The organism is Streptomyces sp. ME02-8801-2C (assembly GCF_033793965.1).
Lineage (GTDB): Bacteria > Actinomycetota > Actinomycetes > Streptomycetales > Streptomycetaceae > Streptomyces.
In genome coordinates this window covers 481,312-506,811 of record NZ_JARAXP010000008.1, presented here as the reverse complement: position 1 = coordinate 506,811, position 25,500 = coordinate 481,312, and the positions used below count along the sequence as shown (strand labels likewise).

At 69.1% G+C, this 25,500-nt stretch carries 24 protein-coding genes, 1 tRNA gene and 1 pseudogene; 14 read left to right on the top strand and 12 right to left on the bottom strand.

The window, feature by feature from the left end; genetic code table 11:
* Positions 1-91: 91 nt before the first annotated feature.
* The 10 genes from PV396_RS28160 (at position 92) to PV396_RS28120 (ending at position 7,550) form a co-directional block, all read left to right on the top strand.
* Complete coding sequence (locus tag PV396_RS28160) at positions 92-796, top strand: aldo/keto reductase (protein WP_319209202.1); 705 nt, start codon at positions 92-94, stop codon at positions 794-796.
* Positions 754-906: a hypothetical protein gene (locus tag PV396_RS45220; RefSeq protein ID WP_416071488.1), complete on the top strand. Its 153-nt coding sequence runs from the start codon at positions 754-756 to the stop codon at positions 904-906. The genes PV396_RS28160 and PV396_RS45220 overlap by 43 nt, the downstream gene beginning before the upstream one ends.
* The gene (locus PV396_RS28155; RefSeq protein WP_319209201.1) at positions 893-1,873 is read left to right on the top strand and encodes an aldo/keto reductase; all 981 of its coding nucleotides are present in this window, start codon (positions 893-895) and stop codon (positions 1,871-1,873) included. The genes PV396_RS45220 and PV396_RS28155 overlap by 14 nt, the downstream gene beginning before the upstream one ends.
* A gap of 94 nt (positions 1,874-1,967) precedes the next feature.
* The gene (locus tag PV396_RS28150; RefSeq protein WP_319209200.1) at positions 1,968-2,741 is read left to right on the top strand and encodes an SDR family oxidoreductase; all 774 of its coding nucleotides are present in this window, start codon (positions 1,968-1,970) and stop codon (positions 2,739-2,741) included.
* A 13-nt stretch (positions 2,742-2,754) separates the two neighbouring features.
* Entirely contained in the window at positions 2,755-3,072 is a 318-nt protein-coding gene (locus tag PV396_RS28145; RefSeq protein WP_319209198.1) for a putative quinol monooxygenase, read from the top strand.
* A gap of 36 nt (positions 3,073-3,108) precedes the next feature.
* Positions 3,109-3,897 carry an SDR family NAD(P)-dependent oxidoreductase gene (locus tag PV396_RS28140; RefSeq protein ID WP_319209197.1) on the top strand — a complete coding sequence of 263 codons (789 nt, stop codon included), beginning with the start codon at positions 3,109-3,111 and terminating at the stop codon, positions 3,895-3,897.
* A 70-nt stretch (positions 3,898-3,967) separates the two neighbouring features.
* On the top strand, positions 3,968-4,852 hold the full coding sequence (locus PV396_RS28135; protein WP_319209195.1) for an aldo/keto reductase: 885 nt from the start codon (positions 3,968-3,970) through the stop codon (positions 4,850-4,852).
* A 38-nt stretch (positions 4,853-4,890) separates the two neighbouring features.
* Positions 4,891-5,892 carry a hypothetical protein gene (locus PV396_RS28130; RefSeq protein ID WP_319209194.1) on the top strand — a complete coding sequence of 334 codons (1,002 nt, stop codon included), beginning with the start codon at positions 4,891-4,893 and terminating at the stop codon, positions 5,890-5,892.
* Between the two features lie 136 nt (positions 5,893-6,028).
* Positions 6,029-7,177, top strand: a complete 1,149-nt coding sequence (locus PV396_RS28125) for an FAD-dependent monooxygenase (protein ID WP_319209192.1) — start codon at positions 6,029-6,031, stop codon at positions 7,175-7,177.
* A gap of 300 nt (positions 7,178-7,477) precedes the next feature.
* A tRNA-Arg gene (locus PV396_RS28120) sits at positions 7,478-7,550 on the top strand.
* Between the two features lie 129 nt (positions 7,551-7,679).
* Here PV396_RS28120 and PV396_RS28115 read toward each other — a convergent pair.
* From PV396_RS28115 to PV396_RS28085, 7 genes are all read right to left on the bottom strand, one after another.
* A complete protein-coding gene (locus PV396_RS28115) occupies positions 7,680-8,057 on the bottom strand; it encodes a beta/gamma crystallin domain-containing protein (protein ID WP_319209190.1) in 378 nt (125 codons plus the stop codon).
* Positions 8,058-8,227: 170 nt separating this feature from the next.
* Positions 8,228-8,497 (bottom strand): DUF6924 domain-containing protein, encoded by a 270-nt coding sequence (locus PV396_RS28110; RefSeq protein ID WP_319209189.1) that lies wholly within the window; start codon positions 8,495-8,497, stop codon positions 8,228-8,230.
* A gap of 98 nt (positions 8,498-8,595) precedes the next feature.
* Positions 8,596-8,751: a hypothetical protein gene (locus PV396_RS28105; protein WP_319209188.1), complete on the bottom strand. Its 156-nt coding sequence runs from the start codon at positions 8,749-8,751 to the stop codon at positions 8,596-8,598.
* A gap of 154 nt (positions 8,752-8,905) precedes the next feature.
* A complete protein-coding gene (locus PV396_RS28100) occupies positions 8,906-9,688 on the bottom strand; it encodes a phosphotransferase enzyme family protein (protein ID WP_319209186.1) in 783 nt (260 codons plus the stop codon).
* A 147-nt stretch (positions 9,689-9,835) separates the two neighbouring features.
* Positions 9,836-10,255 (bottom strand): roadblock/LC7 domain-containing protein, encoded by a 420-nt coding sequence (locus PV396_RS28095; protein ID WP_319209184.1) that lies wholly within the window; start codon positions 10,253-10,255, stop codon positions 9,836-9,838.
* Positions 10,252-12,417, bottom strand: coding sequence for a nitrate- and nitrite sensing domain-containing protein (locus tag PV396_RS28090; RefSeq protein ID WP_319209183.1), 2,166 nt, complete (start codon positions 12,415-12,417; stop codon positions 10,252-10,254). Before PV396_RS28090 ends, PV396_RS28095 begins: the two co-directional genes overlap by 4 nt.
* Positions 12,418-12,760: 343 nt before the next feature.
* Positions 12,761-12,889 carry a hypothetical protein gene (locus PV396_RS28085; RefSeq protein ID WP_319209182.1) on the bottom strand — a complete coding sequence of 43 codons (129 nt, stop codon included), beginning with the start codon at positions 12,887-12,889 and terminating at the stop codon, positions 12,761-12,763.
* 154 nt (positions 12,890-13,043) lie between these two features.
* Between PV396_RS28085 and PV396_RS28080 the strand changes: the two genes are divergently transcribed.
* Positions 13,044-16,028 (top strand): M36 family metallopeptidase, encoded by a 2,985-nt coding sequence (locus tag PV396_RS28080; protein WP_319209181.1) that lies wholly within the window; start codon positions 13,044-13,046, stop codon positions 16,026-16,028.
* A gap of 101 nt (positions 16,029-16,129) precedes the next feature.
* Here PV396_RS28080 and PV396_RS28075 read toward each other — a convergent pair whose 3' ends face one another.
* Both PV396_RS28075 and PV396_RS28070 read right to left on the bottom strand, forming a co-directional pair.
* Complete coding sequence (locus PV396_RS28075; RefSeq protein WP_319209180.1) at positions 16,130-17,809, bottom strand: cellulase family glycosylhydrolase; 1,680 nt, start codon at positions 17,807-17,809, stop codon at positions 16,130-16,132.
* Between the two features lie 116 nt (positions 17,810-17,925).
* A complete protein-coding gene (locus PV396_RS28070; RefSeq protein WP_319209178.1) occupies positions 17,926-18,906 on the bottom strand; it encodes a helix-turn-helix domain-containing protein in 981 nt (326 codons plus the stop codon).
* Between the two features lie 95 nt (positions 18,907-19,001).
* Here PV396_RS28070 and PV396_RS28065 point away from each other — a divergent pair, with 95 nt between their 5' ends.
* Complete coding sequence (locus PV396_RS28065; protein WP_319209176.1) at positions 19,002-20,078, top strand: saccharopine dehydrogenase family protein; 1,077 nt, start codon at positions 19,002-19,004, stop codon at positions 20,076-20,078.
* 316 nt (positions 20,079-20,394) lie between these two features.
* Here the strand turns inward: PV396_RS28065 and PV396_RS28060 are convergent, their stop codons facing one another.
* Positions 20,395-21,102, bottom strand: a complete 708-nt coding sequence (locus PV396_RS28060; protein WP_319209174.1) for an SDR family NAD(P)-dependent oxidoreductase — start codon at positions 21,100-21,102, stop codon at positions 20,395-20,397.
* Positions 21,103-21,205: 103 nt separating this feature from the next.
* Here PV396_RS28060 and PV396_RS28055 point away from each other — a divergent pair, with 103 nt between their 5' ends.
* On the top strand, positions 21,206-22,054 hold the full coding sequence (locus PV396_RS28055; protein WP_319209173.1) for a helix-turn-helix transcriptional regulator: 849 nt from the start codon (positions 21,206-21,208) through the stop codon (positions 22,052-22,054).
* A gap of 79 nt (positions 22,055-22,133) precedes the next feature.
* Here PV396_RS28055 and PV396_RS28050 read toward each other — a convergent pair.
* Positions 22,134-22,841: pseudogene (locus PV396_RS28050) on the bottom strand (ATP-binding cassette domain-containing protein); the annotation flags it as partial.
* Between the two features lie 243 nt (positions 22,842-23,084).
* Here PV396_RS28050 and PV396_RS28045 point away from each other — a divergent pair.
* Positions 23,085-23,879 (top strand): IS5 family transposase, encoded by a 795-nt coding sequence (locus tag PV396_RS28045; RefSeq protein WP_319209171.1) that lies wholly within the window; start codon positions 23,085-23,087, stop codon positions 23,877-23,879.
* A 78-nt stretch (positions 23,880-23,957) separates the two neighbouring features.
* Here the strand turns inward: PV396_RS28045 and PV396_RS28040 are convergent, their stop codons facing one another.
* Positions 23,958-25,418: an MFS transporter gene (locus tag PV396_RS28040; RefSeq protein WP_319209170.1), complete on the bottom strand. Its 1,461-nt coding sequence runs from the start codon at positions 25,416-25,418 to the stop codon at positions 23,958-23,960.
* Between the last annotated feature and the right edge of the window lie 82 nt (positions 25,419-25,500).

Below are 25,500 nucleotides of genomic sequence, written 5' to 3'. Positions count from 1 at the left end.
GTCCGTTCCCGGTTGCATGGTCAGTGCCCCGCTTTGGGGCCGACCGGTGCCGAACCTCGTATCGGTCCGTCCCTGCTCATGGAAGGACACCATGACTGGCGAGAGCACGATGATCACGCTGAACAACGGCGTGCAGATGCCCGCGCTCGGCCTGGGCATCTTCCAGAGCCCACCGGAGGAGACCGCCACCGCGGTCACGACCGCGCTCCAGCACGGCTACCGACTGATCGACACCGCTGCCGTCCACGGCAACGAGAAGGCGTACACGTCCGAGTTCGACTCCACGGTCGCCGCGTACGAGGCAGCGCAGAAGCTGCTGGCCGACGGGCGGGTGCGGGCGATCGGCGTCTCCAACTTCAGCCGCGGGCGTCTGGACGACCTGATCGAGCGCACCGACGTCGTACCGGCGGTCAACCAGGTCGAGCTGCACCCCTACTTCATCCAGCGCGAGCCGCGCGAGGCGCATGCCGGCCTCGGCATCGTCACCCAGGCGTGGTCGCTCCTCTGCGCGGTGAACCTGTACTGGCCCGACGCCCCGCACGCGGGCAGGAGCCCGCTGCAGGACCCGGTCATCACTCGAATCGCCGCCAAGTACGGCAAGACCCCCGCGCAGATCGTGCTGCGCTGGCACATCGAGCACGGCCTGTCCGCGATAAGGATGAAACGCCATGACGGAAGAACAGACCGCCGCACAGAAGCTGCTCGGCGACTTCGCGCCCGAACTGGCTCACCGACGACGTCCTCTTCGGCGAGGTGTGGGCGAGTGAGGGCCTGTCCCAGCGGGACCGCAGCCTGATCACCGTTGCCACCCTGGTCGCCCTCCACCGCGCCGAAGGACCCATACCGGCCACGGCGTTGTCGTCGCTCGTGGCCACTCGAAAGGAGAACGAAAATGAAGAAGCGTGAACTGGGAAACAGCGGGCTCGAAGTGTCGTCGATCGGGCTCGGCTGCATGGGAATGACCTTCGGCTACGGCCAAGCCGCGGACACGGGTGAGGCCATCAAGCTGATCCGGGCGGCCGCCGAGCGCGGTGTGACGCTCTTCGACACCGCGGAAGGGTACGGGGAAGCGAACGAAAGGCTGGTGGGCGAGGCCCTGGCGCCGGTGCGCGACCAGGTCTCCATCGCCACGAAGTTCGGGTTCAAGGACGGCAACCCCACGGCGGGGCTGGACAGTCGGCCGGAGCGGATCCGGCTGGTCGCCGAGCAGTCCCTGCAGCGTCTGCAGACCGACCGCATCGATCTGTTCTACCAGCACCGGGTGGACCCCGACGTGCCGATCGAAGAGGTCGCCGGCACGGTCCGGGACCTCATCCAGGAAGGCAAGGTCAAGCACTTCGGCCTGTCCGAAGCGGGTCCGGACGTCATCCGCAGGGCTCACGCGGTCCAGCCGGTCACGGCCCTGCAGAGCGAGTACTCGCTGTGGTGGCGCGAGCCCGAGGAGACCATCCTGCCGACCCTGGAAGAACTGGGCATCGGCTTCGTGCCGTTCAGCCCGCTCGGCAAGGGCTTCCTCACCGGCGCGATCAGCCAGGACACGAAGTTCGAGGCCAACGACATCCGTAACGTGCTGCCGCGCTTCGAGGAAGAGGCGCGTGAGGCCAACCTCGCACTGATCGCGCTGCTGGGTGAGATCGCGGACGCCAAGCAGGCGACCCGGGCTCAGACCGCCATCGCTTGGCTGCTGGCGCAGAAGCCGTGGATCGCACCGATCCCGGGCACGACGAAGCTGCACCGCCTCGAAGAGAACATCGGCGCCGACACCGTGGAACTGACCTCCGAGGACCTCAAGCGCATCGAAGAGGCCGTTGCCCAGGTGCAGATCAAGGGCGATCGGTACACCGCAGCGCAGCAGAAGACCATCAACCGGTAAGTCACCGGCCTCCATCGGCCCGTTCCTGACGAAGCGCCGGAGCCCTGTTCGAGGCGCTTCGCCAGGAAGGCCCTGCACCTCAGGAGAAGTTCACGTGGAATCGCAGGCATTCAGGGGGCGGATCGCCCTGGTCACGGGCGGCACGACCGGACTCGGCTTCGGCGCCGCCAAGCGGCTGATCGAAGAGGGAGCCACTGTCTACATCACAGGCCGGCGCAAGGACGTGCTCGACGCCGCCGCGGAGAAGCTCGGCCCGTCCGCCACCGGAATCCGTGCCGACGTCACGAGCAAGAGCGACATGCTGCACGTAGCCGAAACGATCAAGGCGGCGCACGGCCACCTCGACATCCTCTTCGCCAACGCGGGTGGCGGACACGCCACGCCCCTCGCCGAGCTGACCGAGGAGCAGATCGACAGCGAGCTCGGTATCAACATCAAGGGCGTCGTCCTCACGGTGCAGAGCGTGCTGGACGTCCTGCGCGACGGCGCGTCCATCGTCCTCAACGCGTCGATCACCGCCGACATGGGGCTGCCCGGGTTCGCCGTCTACGCGTCGTCGAAGGCGGCCGTACGCTCCCTCGCCCGCAGCTGGACGACGGACCTCAAGGACCGGGGGATCCGGGTCAACTCGATCAGCCCCGGAGTGGTGCCCACCGAGGGCTACAACCACGAACAGAAGCTGAGCGACGACGACATCGCCGCCTACGTCGAGCGCGTCGCGAAGGAGATTCCGGCGGGCCGCGTGGGAACGGCCGAGGACATCGGCGACGCCCTCGTCTTCCTGGCCTCGGACAGCAGCCGCTACATCAGGGGCGTCGACCTCGTCGTGGACGGCGGCATGACCTGCGTTTACGCCGGCCAGAACTGACAAAGGAATCCACATGACCACGGTCAAGTCGGCAGAGCGCCACATCATCTGCGAGGTACGCGGCAAGGCGGCCCACCGCGCCAGGGTCAAGGAGCTCCTGCTGGAGTTCGTGGGCCCCGCGCGGGCCGAGGCGGGATGCCTCTACTACGACCTCTACCAGCAGTCGGACGAGCCCGACACCTTCTACATCGTCGACGGCTGGGCCTCGCCCGAGGCCGTCGCGGAACACGCCGAGCACCCGAACGTGACCAAAGTCGTCGAGCAACTCCTCCCGCTGCTCGCCGTACCCCTCAAGGTCACCACCAGCAATCGGGTCAGCGACCCCAACTAGCGACCGGCCGGGGTCCGAACCCTTCAGGACATACTCATGGCTCGCATCTTCATCACCGGTTCCACCGACGGCCTCGGCCTGATGGCCGCCCAACTGCTCTTGCGGCAGGGCCACACGGTGGCGCTCCACGCACGTAACAACCCCCGGGCCCGCGACGCACACGCCGCGCTCCCGGACAACGCGGGCGTCGCCGTCGGTGACCTCTCCAGCATCGCCCGGACCCGCGATGTGGCCACCCAGGTCAACGACTTGGGCACCTTCGACGCGGTCATCCACAACGCCGGCGTCGGCTACTACGGGCGAGGCAGGGTGGAGACCGAGGACGGCCTCTCGGACGTCTTCGCGGTCAACGTGCTGGCGCCCTACCTCCTCACGACGCTGATCACCCCGCCCCGACGCGTCGTCTATCTCAGCTCCGGCATGCACCACAGCGGCGAGGCCACCCTGCGGGACCCGCAGTGGGCGACGCGGCCGTGGCAGGGCTCCCAGGCGTACTCGGAGTCGAAGTTCCACGTCACCGCTCTCATGCTCGCCGTCGCGAGGAGATGGCCCGAGGTGCTCTCCAACGCCGTCGACCCAGGCTGGGTCCCCACGAAGATGGGCGGGAGCGGCGCCACCGACGACCTGCGGCCGGCTCCGGTGACCCAGGCCTGGCTGGCGGTCGGCAACGACGCGGCGGCGCTGGTCACCGGCCGCTACTTCCACCACCAGCAGCCCCGCCCTCCGCACCCGGCGACTCAGTCGCCCGAAGTGCAGGACCAACTGCTGAAGTACTGCGCCGATCTCACAGGCGTCGAACTGCCGACAGCGGTCTCTGCCGACTGAGCCCGCGTCCGTCCCCCTTCCCGTCCGCACGCGGGCACCGCTGCGTGCGCCCACCCGATCGGAGTGAACGATGACCGCAACGAACCCACTCATCACCCTGAACAACGGCGTACGGATCCCCGCCCTGGGACTCGGCGTCTACCAGAGCGCCCCCGAGGAGACCACCGACGCGGTCCTGACCGCGCTGCACGACGGCTACCGGCTGATCGACACCGCCGCCGCCTACTTCAACGAGCGGGAGGTCGGCGAAGCGATCACCCGCTCCGACGTGGACCGCTCCGAGATCTTCGTGACGACCAAGCTGTGGATCAGCGACTACGGCTACGACTCCGCGCTGCGGGCCTTCGACGTGAGTCTGCGCAAGCTGGGCATCGAGCAGCTCGACCTGTGGCTGCTGCACCAGCCGCTGCCGTCCGACTTCGAGCAGACGATCGCGGCGTACAAGGCGGCGGAGAAGCTCCTCGCCGAGGGGCGCGTCCGTGCGATCGGCGTGTCGAACCAGACGCCGAAGCAGCTCGACGAGCTCATCTCCCGCACCGACATCGTTCCGGCGGTGAACCAGATCCAGGTGCACCCCTACTACACGCAGGGCGAGTGGCGCGCGGCGAACGAAAGCCACGGCATCCTGACCCAGTCGTGGTCGCCCATCGGCGGCTCCTACGTCTACCGGGGTGCCGACACCAACCCACTCGAAGACCCCGTCATCACCGCCCTCGCCGACAAGTACGCGAAGACACCCGCGCAAGTGGTGCTGCGCTGGCACCTCGACCACGGCTTCTGCGCGATCCCCAAGTCCGTCAAGGCCCATCGCATCGCCGAGAACTTCGACGTCTTCGACTTCGCCCTGACCCCCGACGAGGTGGCCGCGATCGACGCCCTCGACACCGGCGTACGCGGCGGACCCGACCCTGACTCGCTCAACCTGGACAACGCCGGCTTCCCGATCCCCGCCTAGGGACTCCCCGGCGCCGACGCAGAAAACGAAAGAGCGCAATGATCACGAAAGACATATCCATGAAGAAGTCGTTCAAGCTCGCGGCGATCTCCGCGACCGCAGCCGTCATCGTCTCGGCACCGTACGCGTCCGCCGCGACCGGACACGCGAACGCGCGGCCCGCCGTCACCCACGTGAAGACCGTGGCCGCCTTCGACTTCGCCACCGGCGACGTGCCCGAGAACATCACCGTCGCCCCGGACAATTCGCTGACCGTCTCGATGGTGGGCGCGCCCGCGGGCGAACGGCCGGCGCTGGTGCGGATCGCGCCGTCCGGGCACCGCACGGTGCTGGTCACCGGGCAGAAGGGCGACGGGATCACCGGCAACACCCGCGGCCACGACGGCACCGTCTACTACAACGTGTGGTCCTCCGATGCCTCCCGCAACGGGGTGTGGAAGCTGCCGCACGGCGGCACTCCTCACCGCATCGCGGCATTGCCCGCGGGCGGAGTCCCCAACGGTCTGGCCATCGATCCGGCCGGGCGCACCTTGTACGTCGCCGACAGCCGGATGGCCACCGTCTGGGCCGTACCGGTCTCCGGCGGCCTTGCGACCGCGTGGCTGGTCGACCCCGCCCTCGCGATCGAGGCGTCCGCACCGGTGCCGTACGGCGCGAACGGACTCCGTTTCCACAATGGCGCCGTATGGGTCTCCAACCTCAGCAAGGGCACCCTGCTGCGGATCCCCGTCACAGCCGCCGGAGCTCCGGGCCGGGTCCACACCGTCTCCGGCGGCCTCACTGGCATCGATGACTTCAACTTCCTCAGCGACCGCTCCGACGTCGTGTTCGCCGCGCTGAACACACAGAACCAGATCGCGGTCGTCTACCCGAACGGGACCACCAGGACCGTGCTGACCGCCTCTCACGGCCTCGCCTCGCCCACCGCCACCGCGGTGCGCGGGAAGCGGCTGTACATCACCGACGGCGGACTCAACGAGCCCCACGACGCGCAAGTGCAGAGCGGGAAGATCGACCTCGGCGCGCTGCTCTCACACTGAGCGCCCCGGCAGCTCCTCGTAATTCCGGTGATCACGCTGGGCAGCGCCGCCGAGATGTCCGCCCAGAGCCTCGGCGCCTGCCACAGCGCGCCCGCCCGGACCACCACCGTGACGACTCCGTGAGGAGAACAACAGCATGACCACAGCTATGCGCGACGTGCCCCGTTCCGGGAACCGGGACGAGCGCCATGGCGCCGCCATCGTCGTCGGTGCGTCTCTCGCGGGTCTGATGACCGCATTGGCTCTGTCGCAGGCCGGAGTCGACGTGACGATGCTGGAGCGATCGGGGGCCGCCCCTCGGGCCCGGAAGGGGGCTGCTCTCGGCGGGGTGAGTGAGGGCTTCCTCAGCAGAATCACGGGATCCCGTCACTCGCAGAGCGGTTCGGCGCCACTGAGTTCAGTGGCTCCCGGTGTGCAGAGCTGGATGGCGGTCCACGCCCGGCTCCGGGCGGCCGTCGACGCCGACCCCTATATCGAGCTTCGTCCCCACACGATCGTACGGAGCGTCGACCAGGACGCGGATTCCGCTTGGGTGATCACCTCGGACCAGCAGACGTTCCGCGGCGATGTTGTGATCGGGGCGGATGGCCACGGAAGTGTCGTGCGCCTCGGCGTCGCACCCGACAAGCCCGACGCGACGTTCGCCGGCTACCTGATCTGGCTCGGCCTCACCAACGAGTCCTCGCTCGCGTCCTCACGCCGCCTGCCACGGAACGTCGACATCGTCAGCGGCGGCCAGGACTATCTCCTCGGCTACCCACTGCCCGGCCCTGACGGTTCCGTCGCACCAGGCTCCCGCCAGGTCGGCTGGGCCTGGTACGACGCGAGCCACAATGTTCTCCTTCGCGAAACGGGCAGTGTTGTCGGCAACGTCGTGCGCCGGTCGCTGACCTCCGCCGACATACCGGAGGCGACCTTGCGCGAGCTCGCGGACAGAGCCGAGGACTTGTGGCCGTCGCCCTGGCGCGAGGCCATCCTTGATTGCGTCGAGCGGCGTGCCGTCATCGGCACCCCCATCGCCGAGTACGTCCCCGACAAGCTCGCCAACGGGCGTCTTGCCCTCGTGGGAGATGCCGCGCATGTGCCGACCCCGATGACCGGCTCGGGCTTCAGCGCATCGCTCTACGACGCCGAGGCCGTCGCCGAATCCGTTGCTGTGGGCGTGCGTGGATCGACGGTGGCGCAGTCTCTCGGAGCGTACGAAAGGAAGCGGCTCGGCAACGTCCGCGGCATGGTCCAGTCGGGACAGCAGTTCAGCCGCTCCTTCACCGGTCGAGCCGCCTGAGAGCAGAACGGTCCAACCGCCCTCGCTCCCGGCTCCCTCCACGTCCACCGACCACGCTCTCCAGACCACAGGCACGGCAGGTCAGAGGCACTCCAGCTCGCCGTAGCGCCCTTCTGCCCCTATACCGAGGACCCTCACTGGCGCGCATCCGCTAGGCTGTCCCTGGTCAGCCGTTGGTACGTGACGTTGTCTGCTCAGATGACCCTGTGGAGAGCGTTGCACCACGTTTGACCAGCGGGCTTGTACTCCTCGCCGAAGATCCACACCCTGGGTTTTCAACAAGGTCTTCTACAAGCCCTCGCCTTCGTAGCTCAGGGGATAGAGCACGGCTCTCCTAAAGCCGGTGTCGCAGGTTCGAATCCTGCCGAGGGCACAGGGTAGATCGGTGAAGGCCCAGGTCAAGGAGAGAATTCTCGGACCTGGGCCTTCGTCGTCGACAGTATCGGGCTCACCAGTGCTCCGACTGCGTAGGTTCACAGATCTGCGAGCACGCTGAAACAGCTCAGTAAATGGTGATCTGCTCGATCTTGTGGACCTTGCCGCTGGGGGCACCGGACGCTCGGCCGAAATCGAAGGCCATGTACTTGGGGAGTCGGCCCGAGTCCCACTGTGGGCCGCCCAGGACCGTGCGGTATTTGATGCTGACCTCGTTGTTGCCGGTGTTCATCCATCCCACGCCGTAAATGGCGACGTCGACGGTGCCGGCGTTGGCGAAGCAGGGATCGATTCCGTCGGTCTCGAAGTAGAGGAGCTCACCGTAGGTGCCGCAGTCCACCCGGTTGATGGCATGGGCCGGGAGAGCGGTCGCGACGGTGGTCGCCAGCGCGGCGACGGCCACACCGGCGAGGTGGAGGGCGCGGCGTCGGATGGGGGTTCTCATCAAAGGCTCCTCTTTCGCGTCAGGTTTCGCAGTTCCGCGTGATGCGATTCGGGGAGTGAGATGGGCCGACAGTCGAAAAAGTTGTCAATGAACAGCAATGTCTCCGAACAACGCCCGCAAAGACAAAGGCGGTTGCTCTCCCGTACACATCCACTTGCCCTTACGCCACCTCAAAACCCTCGGAACACCCCGTCGTCGTCCCTGGCGCCGACGAACGCCTCGAAGTCCATATTCGCGCCCGAGAGGTTGTTCTCGATGCTCCACAACTCGGCTGCCACAACGCGGACGCAACGTCCACGTTCCCCTCTCCTGTCCACTACGAGGAGCGGCAGTTCAGCTGAGGAGACAGCTGTGGAGTCGACCAGGACAAGGAGGGGATGCTGGTAGTCCGCAGGGACCAGTTCGAGGGCCTGGTCGGGCGTCAGGTCTTCGTCTCCCAAGCACCATCTGCCGAGAAGTCGGTGCGCACGACGAGGGCTTCCAGAGTGCGAGGGAACTGGCGCATACGCGGACAGTACCCGAACCCGGACCATCGTGGTCAGAGCACTGGCTGCCCTTCGGATACGCGCCGCCCGAACTCTCGTAGTATCCGCACCGAGTTGAGGCCGTAGCTCTCGTCCGCGCACAACAACGCGTCCACGAGGTCGAACAGTTCGTCCCCGCGCGCGGTCATGGCGTCAGGCAGCAGTCTCACCCTCACGGCCTTCGTCTCGATCGGTGCACCTGGTCGGAGCACATGATCAGGCGAAGGCTCCGCTTCAATGTCCGGCGAATGCCCAGGTGAGTGATCCATTTCGAGATGTCGTCATGTCGTTCGACGCCGGGAGCCAGGCACGGGCGCTGAGGCCTCAGCCGGCGAGCAGGGCCTGCATCCACTGCTCTTCGCGTTGCTCGATGTATTCGGCGTCGTTTCGCCAGGCGTCCCCGTGGCCTTCGGCCCACAGCCTTGCCCAGGGCTGGGCTCCTTGGGCTGCCTGGTCGCGCAGGAAGTCGTGCATGGAACGCGTACGGCGCCCCAGTAGAGGGACCAACTGGCGGCGTTCGGACTCGGCCAGACCGTAGGCGTCGGCGAAGACTCGCAGTCGGTCCGCCGCGTCCGGGCTCTGCCAGTCCGGATGCGCGGACAGCGGGAGGAACCCGTGAATGGCGTACGCGACATCCCACAGGCGCGAGCCGGGACCCGCACCGTCCCAGTCGATGAAGGCCCACCGCGCCTCGTCTGCGACCACGAGGTTCCAGGGGGCCAGGTCGTGGTGGGCGATGATGTCACTGCCCTCAGGGGGGATCAGCGTCTGCCACCGTGCGTCGGAGGGCGGCGTGAAGTCCTGCACGGCGTCGTGGAAGTCCCTGATCAGCCGTGCCACGCGAGCCAGTTGACGAGCGGGTTCCAGCAGCGAGAACCGGTCGGGCCAGATCACGTCTCCCGGCATGAAGGTCAGGACCTCACGCCCCTGATCGTCGATGCCGAGCGGACGAGGCGCCGCGCCGAATCCCACCTCGTGCAGGTGGGCGAGCAGGGCATGCACAGCGGGAGTCCATGGTCCGGCCGGACGGCGAACGGTGTCCCCGACGCGAACGACACCATCACTGACGTTGCCACCGGACAAAGGCTGTTCATCATCGTGCCGCATCGAACCAGTGTGTCGGATCAGCTCGGCATGATCACATCATTAAAGAGGGAGCGTCCCCGAGTTCGATGCCTACCAGGTTCTGAGCGCGGTTCACGCTGTGGCTGTGCACCAGCGGTCATCTCCCCCATTCGGCGCCGCCGAGCGCGGCTATCCCGCCCCCAGCGGCGCCGAATGCAGCTCCCGTACCAGTTGCGGGGTCAGGAGTTCGCCCGCGCGATCGGCGAGGACGGCCATTTCGTAGCCGACCAGGCCTACGTCGCAGCCCTCTGTGGCGAGGACTCCCAGGCAGCTGCCGTCGCGGATGCGGCCGACCATGAGGAAGCCGCCGAGCATTTCGATCATGACGAGCTTCATGCCTCGGAAGCCGTGTGTCGTCGCCGCGTTCTGGGCGAGGCTGGTGATGCCGGAGACGACGGCGGCGAGGTGGTCGGCGCGGTCTCGGCCGAGGTTGTCGGAGGCGGCCATGAGCAGGCCGTCGGAGGAGACGGCGACGGCGTCGGTGACGCCGTCGGCGGTCCGTACGAACTCCGAGACGAGCCAGCCGAAACTCTGGACGGCGGTGGTCACGATGACGCTCCTTGGGTGCTTCGGGGTGTGCTTCGAGGTGTGCTTCGAGGTGTGCTTCGGGCCTCGGCTCGGGCGACACCTGCCCGGAAACCGTTGAGCAGGGCGGAGACAGCGGGAGCGGGTGGTGCGGCGGGCGGGAGTGGGGCAGGTGTGGCTGGAGCAGGTGTGGGTGGGGCGGATAGGGGCTGCGGGGGTTGTGCGGGGGCCAGCAGGCGGGCGGGCAGGACGAGGAGGGCCGACAGGCCGCCGCCCGGGGTGTCGAAGAGGTGGACCTTCGCGCCCTCGCCGAGGCGTTGCGCGAGCCGGCCGACGACGAGGTGGCCCAGGAAGCGGGTCGGCGCGGCGAGGAACGCGTCCTCGCCGGAACCTGAGAGGCGGGCCTCCGCGCGTTCCTTGTCGGCCGCCGACATGCCGACGCCGTGATCGACGACGGCGAAGCTGTACGTGTCGTCCTCGGTGTCGTACCAGCCGTGCACCTCGACCCGTTCGGTCGGGGGCGAGAACGTCAGCCCGTTCTCCAGGAGTTCGGCGAGGAGGTGGGCGACATCGGCGACGGCGTGGCCGCGTACGCGCACCGGTTCCACCGCCGCGATCAGGACCCTGCGGTACTGCTCCACCTCGGCTACGGCGGACTGGACGACCTCCAGACCGTCGGCGGGCGCCGCCGTGGGCCGGGGCGGATTCTGTCCGGCCAGGACCAGCAGGCTCTCGGCGTTGCGCCGCATCCGGGTGGCCAGGTGGTCGAGTTCGAAGAGTTCGGCGAGGGCGTCCGGGTCGAGTTCCTGTCGTTCCAGACGGGTGATGAGGCCGAGCTGACGGCGTACGAGATTCTGGTTGCGGCGGCCGAGGTTGGCGAGCGATTCGGTGGTGTTGCGACGCAAACCGGCTTGCTGGGCGGCCAGTTGAACGGCGGTTTGCTCCACTTGGCGCAGGGATTCCGCGACTTCGGTGATCTCGGCCGCGCCGCCCAGTTGTTGTGGTTGCGCCTCGGCCTCGGGGAGCTCCGCCTGGTTCTGCGGGGACTGCTGGATACGGGCGACGGTCGCCGGCAGTCGGTTCCTGGCGACGTCGTGGGCGGCCTCGGCGAGTGCGCGGAGGGGGCGGGTGAGGGAGCGCGAGGCGAATGCGGCGAGGGCGGCGACCAGGGTGGCCATCAGCGCGCCCGCGAAGAGGTAGGCGGCCAGGGCCAGTTCGGCGTCGTGACTGAGCTGGTCGGACCGGTCCCGTGCGTCGTCGCCGACCGTCTGCTGGACGGCGTACAGGTCGTCCACGAGTACGGTCATCGCGTCCCACCAGGTGGCGGCGTCGGCGCGGAGCGGGGAGCCGTCGGCGGCGGTTTCCGCCCTGCTCTCGTAGGCGGTGGCGCGGGTGGCGTCCTTCGTGGCGAACGCACGCTTGAGAGCTGTGAGTTGGGGTGCTGTGGCGACCTGCCGGAAGCGGGCGAGGGCGGCTACGCGGGTGGCCCGCACCTCGGTGAAGGTCAGGTACTCGCGGTCGTGGAAGGCGCCGTCGGCGAACACGCCGTTGAGCAGGCCGCGTTCGAGGGCGACGGACTCCTTGGCCGCCGCCAGTTCCCGCAACGCGGCCAGTCCGTCGCGCAGTTGGCGGTCGTCGCGCGTCGCGGTGTCCGCCACCGGGTCGACGGCGTTCAGGGCGTCGACGGCGGTGGTGTAGAAGGTGAGGGTGGCTGTGCGGTCGGCGGTGCGGCCCGTGGTGCTCATTCCGTCGGCGTCCCGGTCGGCGGCGGTGCGGATGGCGGTCAGGCGGCGCAGGTGCCGCTGGACGACAGCCTCGACGTCGCGCTCGGAGCGCATCGCGCGCAGCGCCGTGTCGACGCGCTTGCGAGTGGTGGCGAGTTGTGTGCGGTATCCCGACTCGCCGCCCAACAGACCGTTCGTCAGGCCGCGTTCGCGTTGCAGCTGATGCACCAGTGCCTGGACGCGCAGACTGAGGCCGACCTCGGCGCGGGTCGTGCGGGCGTCCCCCACGGCCTCGGCACGGCCGTATACGGCCAGCCCGGCCACCGTCAGCAGCAGACAGATCGGGACGGTGATGACCACCGCCACCCGGCCCCTGATGGTGCGCCAGCCGGGCAGCGGACGGCGCGGAGAAGCCGCGGGACCACGGTGGCGACGCGACGCCCCGGCACTCGCCTCACCCACGGCGATCCCCTCACCTGACGCGATCACCTCACCTGACGCACCCCCCGTGCCCCCCGCACCCCTGGAAACGCCCCCGGAAAGGTCCCTTCCGACAACGCGCTTGCCGACCGCGCCGGGCCTGCCGAGCCTGGCTACCAGTCGCCGTGATGGCGTCCACACCCTCATGTCCCGAAGCTAGTCCCCTTGCCGCAGCGGCCGGTTTCGGACCTGTTAGACCCCGTGAGGACTTGGATTGCGCCGAACTCACATCCCTGGTCAGCGGGGTGAGACCGCGCGCGCACGCCAAGTCCCCGATACGCGGATATGAGCCGTTCAGCACCCTTGCGCTCTTGCCGCAGATGACTCAGCTGCCTGTGGAGTCGATCCGCGACGTCCGCACGCAGGCCGGGTCCACGAGGCGCAGGACCAGTTCCGAGCCGTACTCGGCGTCCACGAGACCCACACTCGGCGCCGGCACGGGCAACGTGCTCACCGGGGTGACGCTCGGCCAACCCTGAGGTCTGTGAGGCTCCTGTGAACATCGAACTCTCGGACTTCCTGTTGTGCTGGGCGTCCTGAGAGGTTTGTGAAGTACAACTCGGCTGCCACACGCGGTCGTTGAAACCTCACCCCCCACGAGGCGCAGCATGGCGAAAGCCCCCTTCTCGCGCAGAACACGCGCGTCCATACTCACCGCGACGGCATGCCTTTCGCTGGCCGTCGCTCTGCTGCCGGGCGGCGCGAGCGCGGCCCCCGGCGACCCGGTGGACCGCCCAGCGGCCGACTCCGGCTCACCGGCGGCCGACAGTCCGCCGGTCATACCCTCGCAGCAGTCGCTCGCGCGAAGCGACGCCCGGCTCACGAAGGCCGAACAGCGGCCCGGCGTACGGCAGTTGCGCAAGCAGCTCGGAACGCAGGGTGTGCTCGAGCTGGACCCGGACACCGGTACCGCACGCCAGGTCGCCCGGCTCGACGGGTATCTGACCTCGGCCAGTGGCGCCACCCCGGAGGACATCGCCCGGAACTATCTGCGGGCGCATCCCGATGTGTTCGGGCTCTCCGCCGACCAGGTCCGTGGTCTCACCCTGCGCAAGCAGTACACCGATGTCGCCGGCACCCGTCATCTGTCGTTCGTCCAGTCGGTCGAAGGCGTCCCGGTGTTCGGCAACGGCGTCAAGGCCAACGTCGCCCGCGACGGACGGCTGATCAGCGTGCTGGGCTCCCCGGTACGGGGGCTGCCGTCCGCGCTGGCGCCCGCCAAGGTCAGCGGAACTCAGGCCCGGCGCAACGCCCTTCGCGACATCGCGGGCGCCGGGGACAGCAGCCTCGGCGCCTCGGACACGGCCAAGCAGGTGGTGTACACGGAGCCGGGCGGCGTGGCCCGGCGTGCGTGGCGGACGGTCACCGTGCCGGACGGCCAGGGTATGTGGCTGCACGTCGTCGACGCGGCTACCGGACGGGTGCTGTACCGACAGAACCTGTCCTCCGACCTGTCGTCCGACTCCTCTTCCGACTCCTCTTCCGACTCGTCGTCCGCCGGATCCGCCAGGCATGCTGCGTCGCTCGCCTCCGACAAGCCCGCAAAGCAGTCCACCGGCCCTCTCCTGCGTACCGGCAAGGTGCTGGTCTGGGACCAGTACCCGGGTGCCCGGTCCGGTGGCAAGCAGCACACCCGCCATCTGACCGCCCGGGGCTGGCTCCCCCAGGGCGCCCAGACCCTCAACGGGTCGGTGGCGCACGTCTTCAGCGACGTCAACGACAACGACGAGCTGGACCCGGGCGAGGAGATCACCCCTGCCGCCGACGGGACGTTCTCCTTCCCGTTCAAGCCGTTCACCGGCGACGGCTGCGGCACCCCGCTGCCCTGCTCGTGGGACCAGAAGACGCCGAACTCCTGGCAGACCAACCGCGAGCAGAACGCCGCGCAGGTCTTCTACTTCCTCGGCACCTTCCACGACCATCTGGAAGCCGGTCCGATCGGTTTCACCCGGGCCGCCGGCAACTTCGACAGCCGGGACGGCGACGCCGTGCAGGCGCAGACCGACGACGGCGCGGCCATCAAGGACGGCCTGCCCGACGGCGACCACCTGAACAACGCCAACATGGGTACGCCGCCGGACGGCCAGGCGCCCACGATGCAGATGTACCTGACCGGGTCCATACCGGGCTTCAACGTCCTGCAGGGCAACTTCGGCGACGACGCCGCCACCGTGTACCACGAGTACACCCACGGCCTGTCGCACCGGCTCATCACCGACGCCGACGGCGTCCCCGCCCTCAACAGCCAGCAGTCGAACGCCATGGGCGAGGCGTGGAGCGACTGGTACGCCCTCGACTTCCTCAACAACGAGGGCCTGCTGAAGGACAACCGGCGCGTCGACGGCGACGTGAACCTCGACGCGCCCGGCTGGAGCGACGAACTGCCCGCGCGCACCCAGTCGATGGACTGCCCGGTCGGCGCCACGTCGGCCAAGTGCCAGGGAACCGACGCCGCGGGTCCGGGCGGGTACACCTACGGCGACTACGGGAAGATCTCCCGCCGCGGCGGTCCCGAGGTGCACGCCGACGGCGAGATCTGGGGCCAGACGCTCTGGGACCTGCGCAACACCCTCGGCAGCCGGCTCACCGAGTCGCTGGTGACCCGGGCGATGGAGCTGTCGCCCGTCAACCCGTCCTTCCTCGACCAGCGGAACGCCATTCTGCAGGCCGACACCGTGGTCAACGGCGGGCGTGCCCACGACCGCATCTGGAAGGTCTTCGCCCACCGGGGCATGGGCTGGTACGCCGCCGCCCTCACGGGTGACGACGTACGGCCCGACGAGGACTTCTCGCTGCCGCCCGGCCCGGACACCCCGCTGGCCACGCTGACCGGCAAGGTCACCGACACGCTGTCCGGCAACCCGGTCGGCGGGGTCACCGTCAGCATCAGCGGCCACGCCTCCGGCTTCCCCGGCGCCGACCTCTCCGCCGTGAGCGCGGCGGACGGCACGTACGCGATCCGGAACGTCCCCGAGGGCACGTACCGGAAGGTGTACGCGAGCGGCGGCGGTTACGAGCCGCAGATCCGTACGGTCACCATCACCGCCGGTGCCGCCGACTGGGCGTTGCGCCGGAACTGGTCGGCCTCCTCCGGCGGCGCCGAGATCGCGGAGTTCAGCGGCGCCGACTACAGCGACTTCGGCTGCGGACCCGCCGGTCTGATCGACATGGGGGGCTCCGTCTGGGGTTCCGAGGCCAACGGCGGCACCAACGGCACCGGGGTCGACCCGGTCCACAACACCGTACGGCTGCCCGCGGCCGTGGACGTCAGCGAGCTGCGCGTCGACCCGACGTCGGGCTGCGGGGACGACCTGACGGCGTCCCTCGGTGACTACCGGATCGAGACGTCCGCGGACGGCACCACCTGGGCCACCGCCGCCGAGGGCCACTTCTCTCCCGCCGACACCGGCCGGGAGAACGTCGTGGCCCTCAACACGGGCACCGGGCAGAACGTCCGGTACGTCCGTGTGACGATGCTGGGCAACCAGGCCGTCGACAACGGCGTGGACTGCGCGCAGGACAGCGGCCCGTCCGGCTGCCAGTACATGGACATGTCCGAGCTCATCGTCAACGGCACGGTCCACCAGGGCTGACGAACAGTCAATCAGCAGGCCAGAGGGCGGCGTTCCGATTACGGGACGCCGCCCTCCGGTGACTGGTGACTGGTGACTGGTGTGCGATCAGGCAGAGTTGGTCAACTCGTCGTGCAGGTACTGCCGTTGAGCGTGAACGACGTCGGCGCCGGGTTCGTCGCCCCCTTCGCCCCGATGAAGCCGACCGTGACCGAGCCCGCCGCCGGGATCGTGGCCGTGTAGGACGCGGGTACGACGCTCACGTTGGCGCCGCTCTGCGTCGGCGTACCGCCCCACATGTTGTTGATCGTCTGGCCGCCCGCGAAGCTGAAGCCCAGCGTCCAGTTGGTGAGGGCGGCCGTACCCGTGTTGCGCAGGGTGATGTCGCCCTGGAATCCGCCCTGCCATTCGCCGACGACCCGGTAGGCGACCGAGCAGCTGACGCCCGGGGTGCCGCCGCCCGGGGACGTGGTGACGTTCACTGTGGCCGAGCGCTGCGAGCGGTTGCCGGCCGCGTCCCGTGCGTACACGGCGAAGGTGTACGCGGTGGACGCGGTCAGGCCGGTCACCGTGACCGTGTTGGTGGTGGAGGCGGCGGCTGTCGTCTCCGTGGTGCCGTTGACGCGGACGACGTCGTAGCCGGTCACGGCAACGTTGTCCGTGGCTGCGGCCCAGCTCAGGGTGGTTGACGTGGCGGTGGTTCCGGAAGCCGCCGGGGCGCCGGGGGCCGTCGGGGCCTGGGTGTCGGTGCCCGTGCCGCCGCCGTAGACGGTGGCCTCCTTGGCGGTCTGGGCGATGCCGTTGGCGCCGTTGAAGATGCGCTGGCCCCAGGCGCTGAGCTGCTTGGGGTCGAAGCCGATCGACAGGTCGAGGATCGGGTCCGTGTTGCCGCTCCACGACCAGGCCAGGTAGCCCAGTTTCAGCTGCTGGGCGGTCGCCATCATGGTGTCCTCGTCGGGGTCGCCCCACTGGTCGGCCGGGCCGCCGAACTCACCGATGAGGATGGGGAGTCTGGCCGTGACGAAGGCGTTCAGATAGTCGGTGATCTCCGCCGCCGTGTCGAAGACGCTGTACATGTGGATCGAGAAGATCAGGTTGCCGGTGGTGTCGGCGTTGTACACGGTCTGGGCGTTGGCGCGCATGACGCCCTGCCAGTCCTGGCCCCAGTTGGGCGCGTCCACCATGATCGTGTGCTGGAAGCCGGCGGCGCGCAGTTTCTGTACGGCGGCGACGGTGGGGGCGGTCCAGCCGGCCGGATCGGTGTTGCCCCAGGGCTCGTTGCCGATGTTGATGATGACGTAGTTCTCCTGGCCCTCGAGCACGCTCTTGAGGCCGATCCAGTAGTCGGCCGCCTGGTCGAGCGTCCCGGCGGCGGCCTCCTCGCCGTAGCCGGTGGTGTCGTGCACCTCGAGCACGCAGATCAGCCGGTTGGCCTTGCACTGCGCGATGACGGCGGCCACGTCGTCCGCGCTGTTCTTCGTCCAGCGATGCCCGTCGGCGAGGACGACGCGGACCGTGTTGGAGCCCAACGCCTTGACGTCCCTGAGGGATTGGGTCTGGGTCGGGTACCAGGTGTGGGCGTGGTTGACGCCCCGCATCACGAAGTCGTTGCCGTTGCCCTCGAGGAGACGGCCATTGGAGATGTGGAGGCCGGTGGCGAGGGCGCCGGGTGGTGCGGCCTGCGCCTGGGTGGGGGTCGGGGCGAGCGCCAGCAGGCCGAGGAGGGTGGCCAGGGCGGTCAGCAGGACGGCCAGGGAGCTCTTTCGCGTGGTGCTTGTCGTCGTGCTTCTCGTTGTTCTCACTGCGACTCCAGGGAGTGAGCGCCAAGAAACTTCAGATCAGCAGAAATATGGGAGCGCTCCCATAAACGCACTGCGGCAGGGACACGTCAAGGAGTCGCACAGACATCCGCCGCTCGTCAGCGGGTCAGGGACCGTGCGCTGCGGAACGTACGGCGGTAGGCGTCCGGCGGAACTCCGACCGTGCGGTTGAAGTGCCGGCGCAGGGTCGTGGCGGTACCCATGCCGACGGCCTCCGCGATGGCGTCCACGCTGTCGCCGGTGGCCTCCAGCAGCTCCTGGGCGCGCCGGATCCGCTGGTTCAGCAGCCACTGCAGCGGGGTGGTGCCGGTGACGGTCCGGAACTGGCGGCCCAGATGGCGCGAGCTCATGTTCGCCCGTCGGGCCAGGTCCTCCACGGTCAGCGCGCGGTCGAGCCGTTCGATCGCCCACGGAAGCAGCGCGGCGAGCGGATGGTCGTCCTGGGCGGGCACCGGCGCGGTGACGAACTGCGCCTGACCACCGGCCCGGTGCGGGGGTACGACGAGCCGGCGGGCGACGGTGTTGGCGATCGCCGGGCCGTGGTCGAGGCGTACGAGGTGCAGGCACAGGTCCATCGAGGCCGCCTTGCCGGCGGAGGTGAGCACGCTGCCGTTGTCGACGTACAGCACGTCCGGGTCGACCTCGACGAGGGGGTGACGGGCGGCCAGGTCATCGGTGTGCGCCCAGTGAGTGGTGGCGCGCAGACCGTCCAGGATTCCGGCGGCGGCCAGTACGAAGGCGCCGGTGCAGAGGGAGGCGATGCGGGCTCCGGCGTCGTGGGCGGCGCGTACGGCGTCGACCAGTTCGGCGGGCGGGGCGATGTCGATGTCGGCCCAGCCGGGGACGATCACCGTTTCGGCGTACGGGAGTTGGTCGAGGCCGGCGTCGGGCTCCATGAGGAATCTGCCGACGCGGACGGGGGCGGGGCCGCAGACGGCGAGGTCGTACCAGGGGAAGGCCAGACCGGGGAGGCCGGAGAGGTCGGAGCCGAACACCTCGTGGGCGACGGCCAGTTCGAAGTGGAGCATGCCCTCGGTGAGGGCGAGGGCGACGGTCTTGGTACCCGGGTTCCTGCTCATGTCCGTAATTGTACGGGGCATGTCGTTCCGGACACTCGTGCGGGGCGGTGGGCGTCGCCAGGATGGTGGTCATGCGAACAGGACGGGGAGAAGTCATGGGATCGGCAATGGAGTTCGGGCACACGGTTTCCGGGCAGACGGTTTCCGGGCAGACGGTCGTGGTGTACGGCGCGTACGGGCACACCGGGCGCTTCGTGGTGGCGGAGCTGGTGGAGAAGGGGTTCGTCCCGGTCCTCTCCGGGCGGGACCCGGAGCGGTTGCGGGAGTTGGCGGCGGTGTCCCGCCCGGGGCTCGAGGTCCGCCCCGCCTCGGTCGACGACCCGGGCTCGCTGGACCGGGCGCTGGCCGGAGCGGCGGCCGTGATCAACTGCGCCGGGCCCTTCGCGGCGACGGGGGCGCCGGTGATCGAGGCGGCACTGCGGGCGGGAATCCCGTATGTGGACGTGGCGGCGGAGATCGAGGCCAACCTCGACACGTTCACGCACTTCGGGGACCGCGCGCGGGCCGCGGACGCGGTGGTCGTCCCGGCGATGGCGTTCTTCGGCGGCCTCAGCGATCTGCTGGTCACGGCGGCGATGGGCGACTGGACGTCGGCGGACGAGGCGCATGTCGCGTACGGGCTGAGCAGTTGGCACCCCACCGCCGGGACGCGCATCGCGGGCACGGTCTCCCGGGACCGCAGGAACGGCCGCCGGGTCCGCTACAGCGGGGGCGGCCTCGAGTACCACGACGACGCCCTGCCGACCCTGAAGTGGACCTTCCCGGACCCGATGGGCGCCCGGGAGGTGATCGGCGAGTTCTCGATGGCCGACGTGGTCACCGTCCCGAGCCACCTGGCGATTCCCGAGGTGCGCTCCTACATGGCGGCCGACGCGGCCAGGGACCTGGCGGCACCGGAGACCCCGGCACCGGTCGCGGTCGACGAGGATGGGCGGTCCGCGCAGACGTTCGTGGTCGACGTCGTCGTACGGTCCGGTGGTGTGGAGCGGCGGGCGGTGGCGAGCGGGCGGGACATCTACGCGGTCAGCGCACCACTGGCGGTGGAGGCGGTACGCCGAGTACTGACGGGGCAGACGCGGGCGGTGGGGGTGCTGTCGGCGGGGGCGGCGTTCGACGCGACCGACTTCCTGGACGCGCTGTCGGCGCATGTGTCGGTGGAGTTGTCCCGGTAGGGGGTGGGGGTGAGTGGGCCTGTCCGGGCTGGAGCCGTCCGGACAAGGGCGGGACTCTCCGGGTTCGGCCGTGGCGGCGGCAGCGGTCCTGCGCCGGGCGCCCAGCAGTTCTTCGCACCAGGGGGACCGGTTCGTCGGTGATCGCCGACGTAGGCGATGGTCCCACCAGGAAGAGTATCGGCGGCGATAGTATCGCCGGCGCTACTGTCCGGATCCCCAAAACCTCCGATATCCGGCTGGGCGCTCTGTCGGCGGGATGCGTCAGGTGAGGCGCTCAGTCACCCTTTCGTCTTCGTCGTCGCCAGGCCCCAGAAGCTCACCAGGGCAAAGGCCCCTCCGCGTCGAAGTAGCCTCCCGTGGGGCCGTCGGGGCCCGTCTGTGCCATGCGGACGATGATCTCGGCGCCCTGTTCGACGGTCTGGATGCCGGTGTTCCCGTTGAGGTCCGTCTTGGTGTAACCGGGCTCCACCGCGTTGATCCGCATGTTCGGGAACGCCTTCGCGTACTGCACGGTGATCATGTTGACCGCGGTCTTCGACGCCGGGTACGCGACGCCGGGGTAGGCGTGGACGGGGGTGCCGGCGGTGGTGGCCCGGGTGAGGGAGGCCAGGCCGCTGCTGAGGTTGACGACGACCGGGGAAGCGGACCGCTGCAGCAGCGGCAGGAACGCGTGGGTGACCCGCACCGTGCCGAAGACGTTGGTCTCGAACATCTGCCGCATCATGTCGGCGGTGACGTCCGCGGCGCCGATCACGTCGTTGTCCTCGCTTCTTCCTTCGACGCCGGCGTTGTTGACCAGCACGTCCAGTCCGCCGTCGGCTTCGATGGTCTCGGCGGCTGCCGCGACGGAGGCGTCGTCGGTGACATCGAGTTGTACGGTCCGCGCGCCCAGTCGCACGGCGGCCCGGTGGCCGCGCTCGGGGTCCCGGCTGCCGATATAGACGGTGTGGCCTGCGGCGACGAGGCGGCGGGCGGTCTCGAAGCCGAGACCCTTGTTCGCTCCGGTGATCAGTGTTGTCGTCATGGCTCCACGGTGCGTGCGGACCATTCGGTCAGCCAGGCGTCCGGTTTTCCTGGGACTGGCAGTACCAGGCGGGCCGGACGGTGGGCGGTGCACACTGGCAGGTATGGCGACGACGGAATTCGGGCAGGCGGTGCGTCGCTGGCGCGACCGGATCCCACCCGAGGCGGCCGGGCTGCCCGTCGGCGCTGTTCGGCGCGCGGCCGGGCTGCGCCGCGAGGAGTTGGCCATGCTCGCCGGGATGTCCGTCGACTACGTCACCCGGCTCGAGCAGGGCCGCGCGGCCCATCCCTCGTCCCAGATCGTCGAGGCGCTGGCCAGGGCGCTGCGGCTGTCGGGGGACGAGCGCGCCCATCTGTTCCGGCTGGCCGGGCACGTGCCGCCGGGCCCGCAGACAGTGCCGGGGTACATCACCCCGAGTGTCCAGCGGCTGCTCGACAGACTGACGGGGACACCCGTGGCGGTCTACGACGCTTCCTGGAGCCTCCTCACGGCCAACGCGCGGTACGCGGCCCTGATGGGCGATCCGTCCGGATGGCGTGGCAACGAGCGCAACGGTGTGTGGCGCCACTTCCTCGGCCCGGGCACCCGGGCCCGGCACACGCCTCAGTCCCTGCGCGACTTCGAGGCCGCGCTGGTGGCAGACCTGCGCGCGGCGGCCGGCTGTTACCCGGCCGACCGGCGACTGCAGCGGCTGATCGCGGAACTACGCGCGAACAGCGACCGGTTCGCCGCGCTGTGGGATGCCGGCACCGTCGGCCGCCATGAGGCCGCACGCAAGACCATCGACCACCCACATGCGGGACCTCTGACACTGGACTGCGACGTACTCACGGTCGCGGGCAGCGACCTTCGGATCATGGTCTACACGGCCGAACCCGGCACCGAGGACGCAGAACGCCTCGCCCTACTGACAGTGCTCGGCACCCAGACGCTCACCGATCCCGCCACCTGACACACTCAGCCCGCCCAGGTCAGGCACTCGGGGAGAAGCAGGGCTGACGCGTCAGCCGCGGACGATCACCACGCGTGGATCACCCCTCTCCGTCCACCCGATACTGCTCCGACTGCACCAGATACATCCGCCGGAACAGCCCCGGCCCGTCGCCCCCCGGCCTCAACAGCTCCTCGAACGTGCCGTGTTCGGCGACGCGGCCCCTTTCCAGGACGTAGATCTCGTCGGCGTGCCTGACGCTGTGCAGGCGGTGGGTGATCAGGATGATCGTCTGGCCCGTCGCGGCGAGGCTGCGGATCTGGTCGAAGACTCGCTGCTCCGTCTCCGCGTCCAGGGCGCTGGTCGGTTCGTCGACGACCAGGATGCGGGCGTCGCGGTGCCGGGCGCGGGCGATGCCCAGGCGTTGCCACTGGCCGCCGGAGATCTGGTGGCCGCCCTTGTAGCCGCGGGCGAGGAGGGTGTCCCAGCCTCGGGGCAGGGCGGCGATGGTCTCGTCGGCGCCCGCGTACTCGGCGGCGGCGTGCAGGAGTTCGTCCTCGTGCGGGGCGTCGGGACGGCCGATGGCGATGTTGACGCGGGCCGTGAAGGGCCAGCGGTAGAAGTCCTGGGCGACGACCGCGATCCGGTCGAAGAGGTCGCCCCGGTCCAGCTCGGTGGAGTCGATGCCGTCCCAGAGGATGCGGCCGGTGTCGGGCGGGTACAGCCCGCACAGCAGCTTGGCGAGGGTCGACTTGCCGCTGCCGTTGTTGCCGACCAGCGCGATGATCCGGCCGGTCGGGATGGTGATGTAGGTTCCGCGCCCGAATGAACAATGCGGGTACTTCCTGAACACTGCTTGAACAGTGTCTGGGAACGCGCCGCTGAGCATTTCGCAATCATGCCCGCTGCGGTGTGGTGCATGCGCGGCACCCCGAACTTCTACCGGTGAGAGCCGTTAAGTCCCGTTCCTGATGATGTGGTGTCGCCCGTTCGTGGGTGATGGGACGGTTCCACGCTCGCGTCATGTCGTGTGCATGATGGAGTCGCGGGCATGGAACGGATGCCGTACGCAACCGACTTGTCCGACGAGCAGTGGGCGCTGATCGAGCCGTTGGTCACCGCGTGGAAGCAGGAGCGGGTGGCGCGGTCGGCGACCGGGGACCCGGGCTCCTGCGACCTGCGTGAGGTCGTGAACGCGCTGCTCTACCAGAACCGGACGGGCTGTCAGTGGCGGCTCCTGCCGCACGATCTCCCGGCCTGGTCGGCGGTGTTCTACTACTTCACCCTGTGGCGCCAGGACGGCCTTGACCAGCGGATCCAGGAGATCCTGCGCTGTCAGGTGCGGGAGCGTGCCAGACGATTAGAGGACCCGTCCCTGGTGATCATCGACACCCAGTCCGTCCGCGTGGCGGCCGGGGTGCCGAAGGCGACGACGGGACTGGACGCACACAAGAAAACGCCGGGCAGGAAGCGGGGACTTGCCGTCGACGTGCTGGGCCTGATCATCGGTGTGGTGATCCTCGCCGCGAGCGCGCATGACAACGAGGCCGGCATCGCCCTGCTGGACCAGGCGGCCGAGCGGTGCGGGATGCGCCTGGAAAAGGTCCTGGTCGACCAGGGTTTCAAAGACGCCGTGATCATCCACGGGGCGGTGAAGTCCCTGAAACGCGAGACCCTCCAGGGCGCCCACGACTACGGTGACGCCGGCCCCTGCCGCAGAGCTGTTTTCGCCTGGTTGACCCGCTACAACACCCGCCGCCGGCACTCGGCCAACGGCCACCTCAGCCCCGATGAATCGAACGCCGACACCGCACCGCTAAACTCACGCTCGCCGCGTGATCAATAACCGCGTGCCCTTCTCGGGGTCGGCTCGATACACATGGATGCCGTCGATCTCGTGATCGTTCAGTTCGCTCACTGTTGTTCACGCTTCATTGCTCTTCGAGATTCCGGTGCTACCGGAATTCACCGCCGATGTGCCGCGGGCGGCTGACAGCCGTACCCAGCGGCTCGGTCGCGTGTGCCGGACCGGGACCAGGAGGGCTGCCAGGGCCGCCGTCAGGCACAGCAGGGCCAGCAGTGCGAAGCCGTGGGTGTAGCCGGAGGCGTAGGGCAGGCCCGAGGGCTGGAGCCGGCCGGTGACCAGGACGCTGGTCACCGCTGTGCCGATGGAGCCGCCGATGGTGCGGATGTTGGCGTTCATTCCGGTGGCCACACCGGTCCGGTCGGCCGGGACGCTGGCCACGATCAGGTGGGACATCGCGGCGAAGGCCAGGCCGATACCGAGCCCGAACACGCCCGCGACAAGGGCGATCTGCCACTGCTCGTGGTGCCAGAGGGTGAGGAAGCCGCAGGCGAGGGCGCAGAGCGACGCACCGGCCGTGAGCAGGGTCTTGGCGCCCAGCACCGGCTCCAGACGGCCGCTGAGCACGCCGGAGAGGACCATCGCGACCAGCATCGGCAGCATCAGCAGGCCGGCGGCGGTGACGCTCGCGCCGAAGCCGTACCCGGCGGAACTCGGTGTCTGCACGAAGCCGGGCAGGAAGGACCAGAGTGCGTACATGCCCGCGCCGAAGAGCAGCGCCGCGGTGTTGGTGGTCCACACGGCGGGCAGCCGCATCACGCGCAGGTCGATCAGCGGGGTGCGCGAGCGTGACTCGGCCAGCAACCACAGCGCGAACAGGACCAAGGCGGCGGCGAACAGACCGATCACGGGCGCCGAACCCCAACCCCATTGGCCGGCCTGGCTGAGCGGCAGCAGGAGGGCCACCAGCCATGCCGACAACAGCACGGCGCCGAGCCAACCTACTTTCCCCTCCGCCCTGTTGCGCGACTCGGGCACGTACCGCAGGGCGATGAGCGCGGTGACGGCGGCGATGGCGGCCGGGATCCAGAACAGCCAGCGGAAGTCGAGCGCGGACACGACGGGACCGGCCGCCACCATGCCGACGCCGCCGCCCGCCGCGGCGACTGCGGACAGGTCACTGATGCCGCCGCTCACCTTCTCGGGAGCGAACTCGTCCCGGATGATGCTGAAGGACAGCGGGTACAGCGCGCCGCCGACGCCCTGCACGACCCGGGCGGCGATCAGCACGCCGATGTTCGGCGCGAGCGCGGCGAGCAGACAGCCAACCGCCACGGTGGCCAGGACGGCGACCAGGGTGCGTTTCTTGCCGATCAGGTCGCCCACGCGGCCGAGGATCGGCGTGAAGACCGAGGCGGACAGGAGATACGCCGTCATCACCCAGGTCGTGGTGGACTGAGAGGTGTGCAGGGCGTGCTGCACGGTCGGCAGGGCCGGCGCGATCAGCGACTGCAGCATGGAGAAAACGCCCGTACCGATCGCCAGGACCACGAAAGTGAGGGGGGTGGACTTGCGGTGCATGAAGAGCCTCTGCGAACGGAGTGCGGCGATTGCGGAAAGGGAAAAGGGAAAGGGTGGTGGGGACGGGCGGTGCGCAGGACAC

Coding starts and splice junctions, on each gene's coding strand:
- PV396_RS28160 (WP_319209202.1), top strand. CDS start 92: ATGACTGGCGAGAGCACGATGATCACGCTGAACAACGGCGTGCAGATG.
- PV396_RS28070 (WP_319209178.1), bottom strand. CDS start 18,906: ATGAGCAGGAACCCGGGTACCAAGACCGTCGCCCTCGCCCTCACCGAG.
- PV396_RS28115 (WP_319209190.1), bottom strand. CDS start 8,057: ATGAGAACCCCCATCCGACGCCGCGCCCTCCACCTCGCCGGTGTGGCC.
- PV396_RS28145 (WP_319209198.1), top strand. CDS start 2,755: ATGACCACGGTCAAGTCGGCAGAGCGCCACATCATCTGCGAGGTACGC.
- PV396_RS28135 (WP_319209195.1), top strand. CDS start 3,968: ATGACCGCAACGAACCCACTCATCACCCTGAACAACGGCGTACGGATC.
- PV396_RS28080 (WP_319209181.1), top strand. CDS start 13,044: ATGGCGAAAGCCCCCTTCTCGCGCAGAACACGCGCGTCCATACTCACC.
- PV396_RS28065 (WP_319209176.1), top strand. CDS start 19,002: ATGGGATCGGCAATGGAGTTCGGGCACACGGTTTCCGGGCAGACGGTT.
- PV396_RS28155 (WP_319209201.1), top strand. CDS start 893: ATGAAGAAGCGTGAACTGGGAAACAGCGGGCTCGAAGTGTCGTCGATC.
- PV396_RS28125 (WP_319209192.1), top strand. CDS start 6,029: ATGACCACAGCTATGCGCGACGTGCCCCGTTCCGGGAACCGGGACGAG.
- PV396_RS28130 (WP_319209194.1), top strand. CDS start 4,891: ATGATCACGAAAGACATATCCATGAAGAAGTCGTTCAAGCTCGCGGCG.
- PV396_RS28140 (WP_319209197.1), top strand. CDS start 3,109: ATGGCTCGCATCTTCATCACCGGTTCCACCGACGGCCTCGGCCTGATG.
- PV396_RS28055 (WP_319209173.1), top strand. CDS start 21,206: ATGGCGACGACGGAATTCGGGCAGGCGGTGCGTCGCTGGCGCGACCGG.
- PV396_RS28045 (WP_319209171.1), top strand. CDS start 23,085: ATGGAACGGATGCCGTACGCAACCGACTTGTCCGACGAGCAGTGGGCG.
- PV396_RS28100 (WP_319209186.1), bottom strand. CDS start 9,688: ATGCGGCACGATGATGAACAGCCTTTGTCCGGTGGCAACGTCAGTGAT.
- PV396_RS28040 (WP_319209170.1), bottom strand. CDS start 25,418: ATGCACCGCAAGTCCACCCCCCTCACTTTCGTGGTCCTGGCGATCGGT.
- PV396_RS28060 (WP_319209174.1), bottom strand. CDS start 21,102: ATGACGACAACACTGATCACCGGAGCGAACAAGGGTCTCGGCTTCGAG.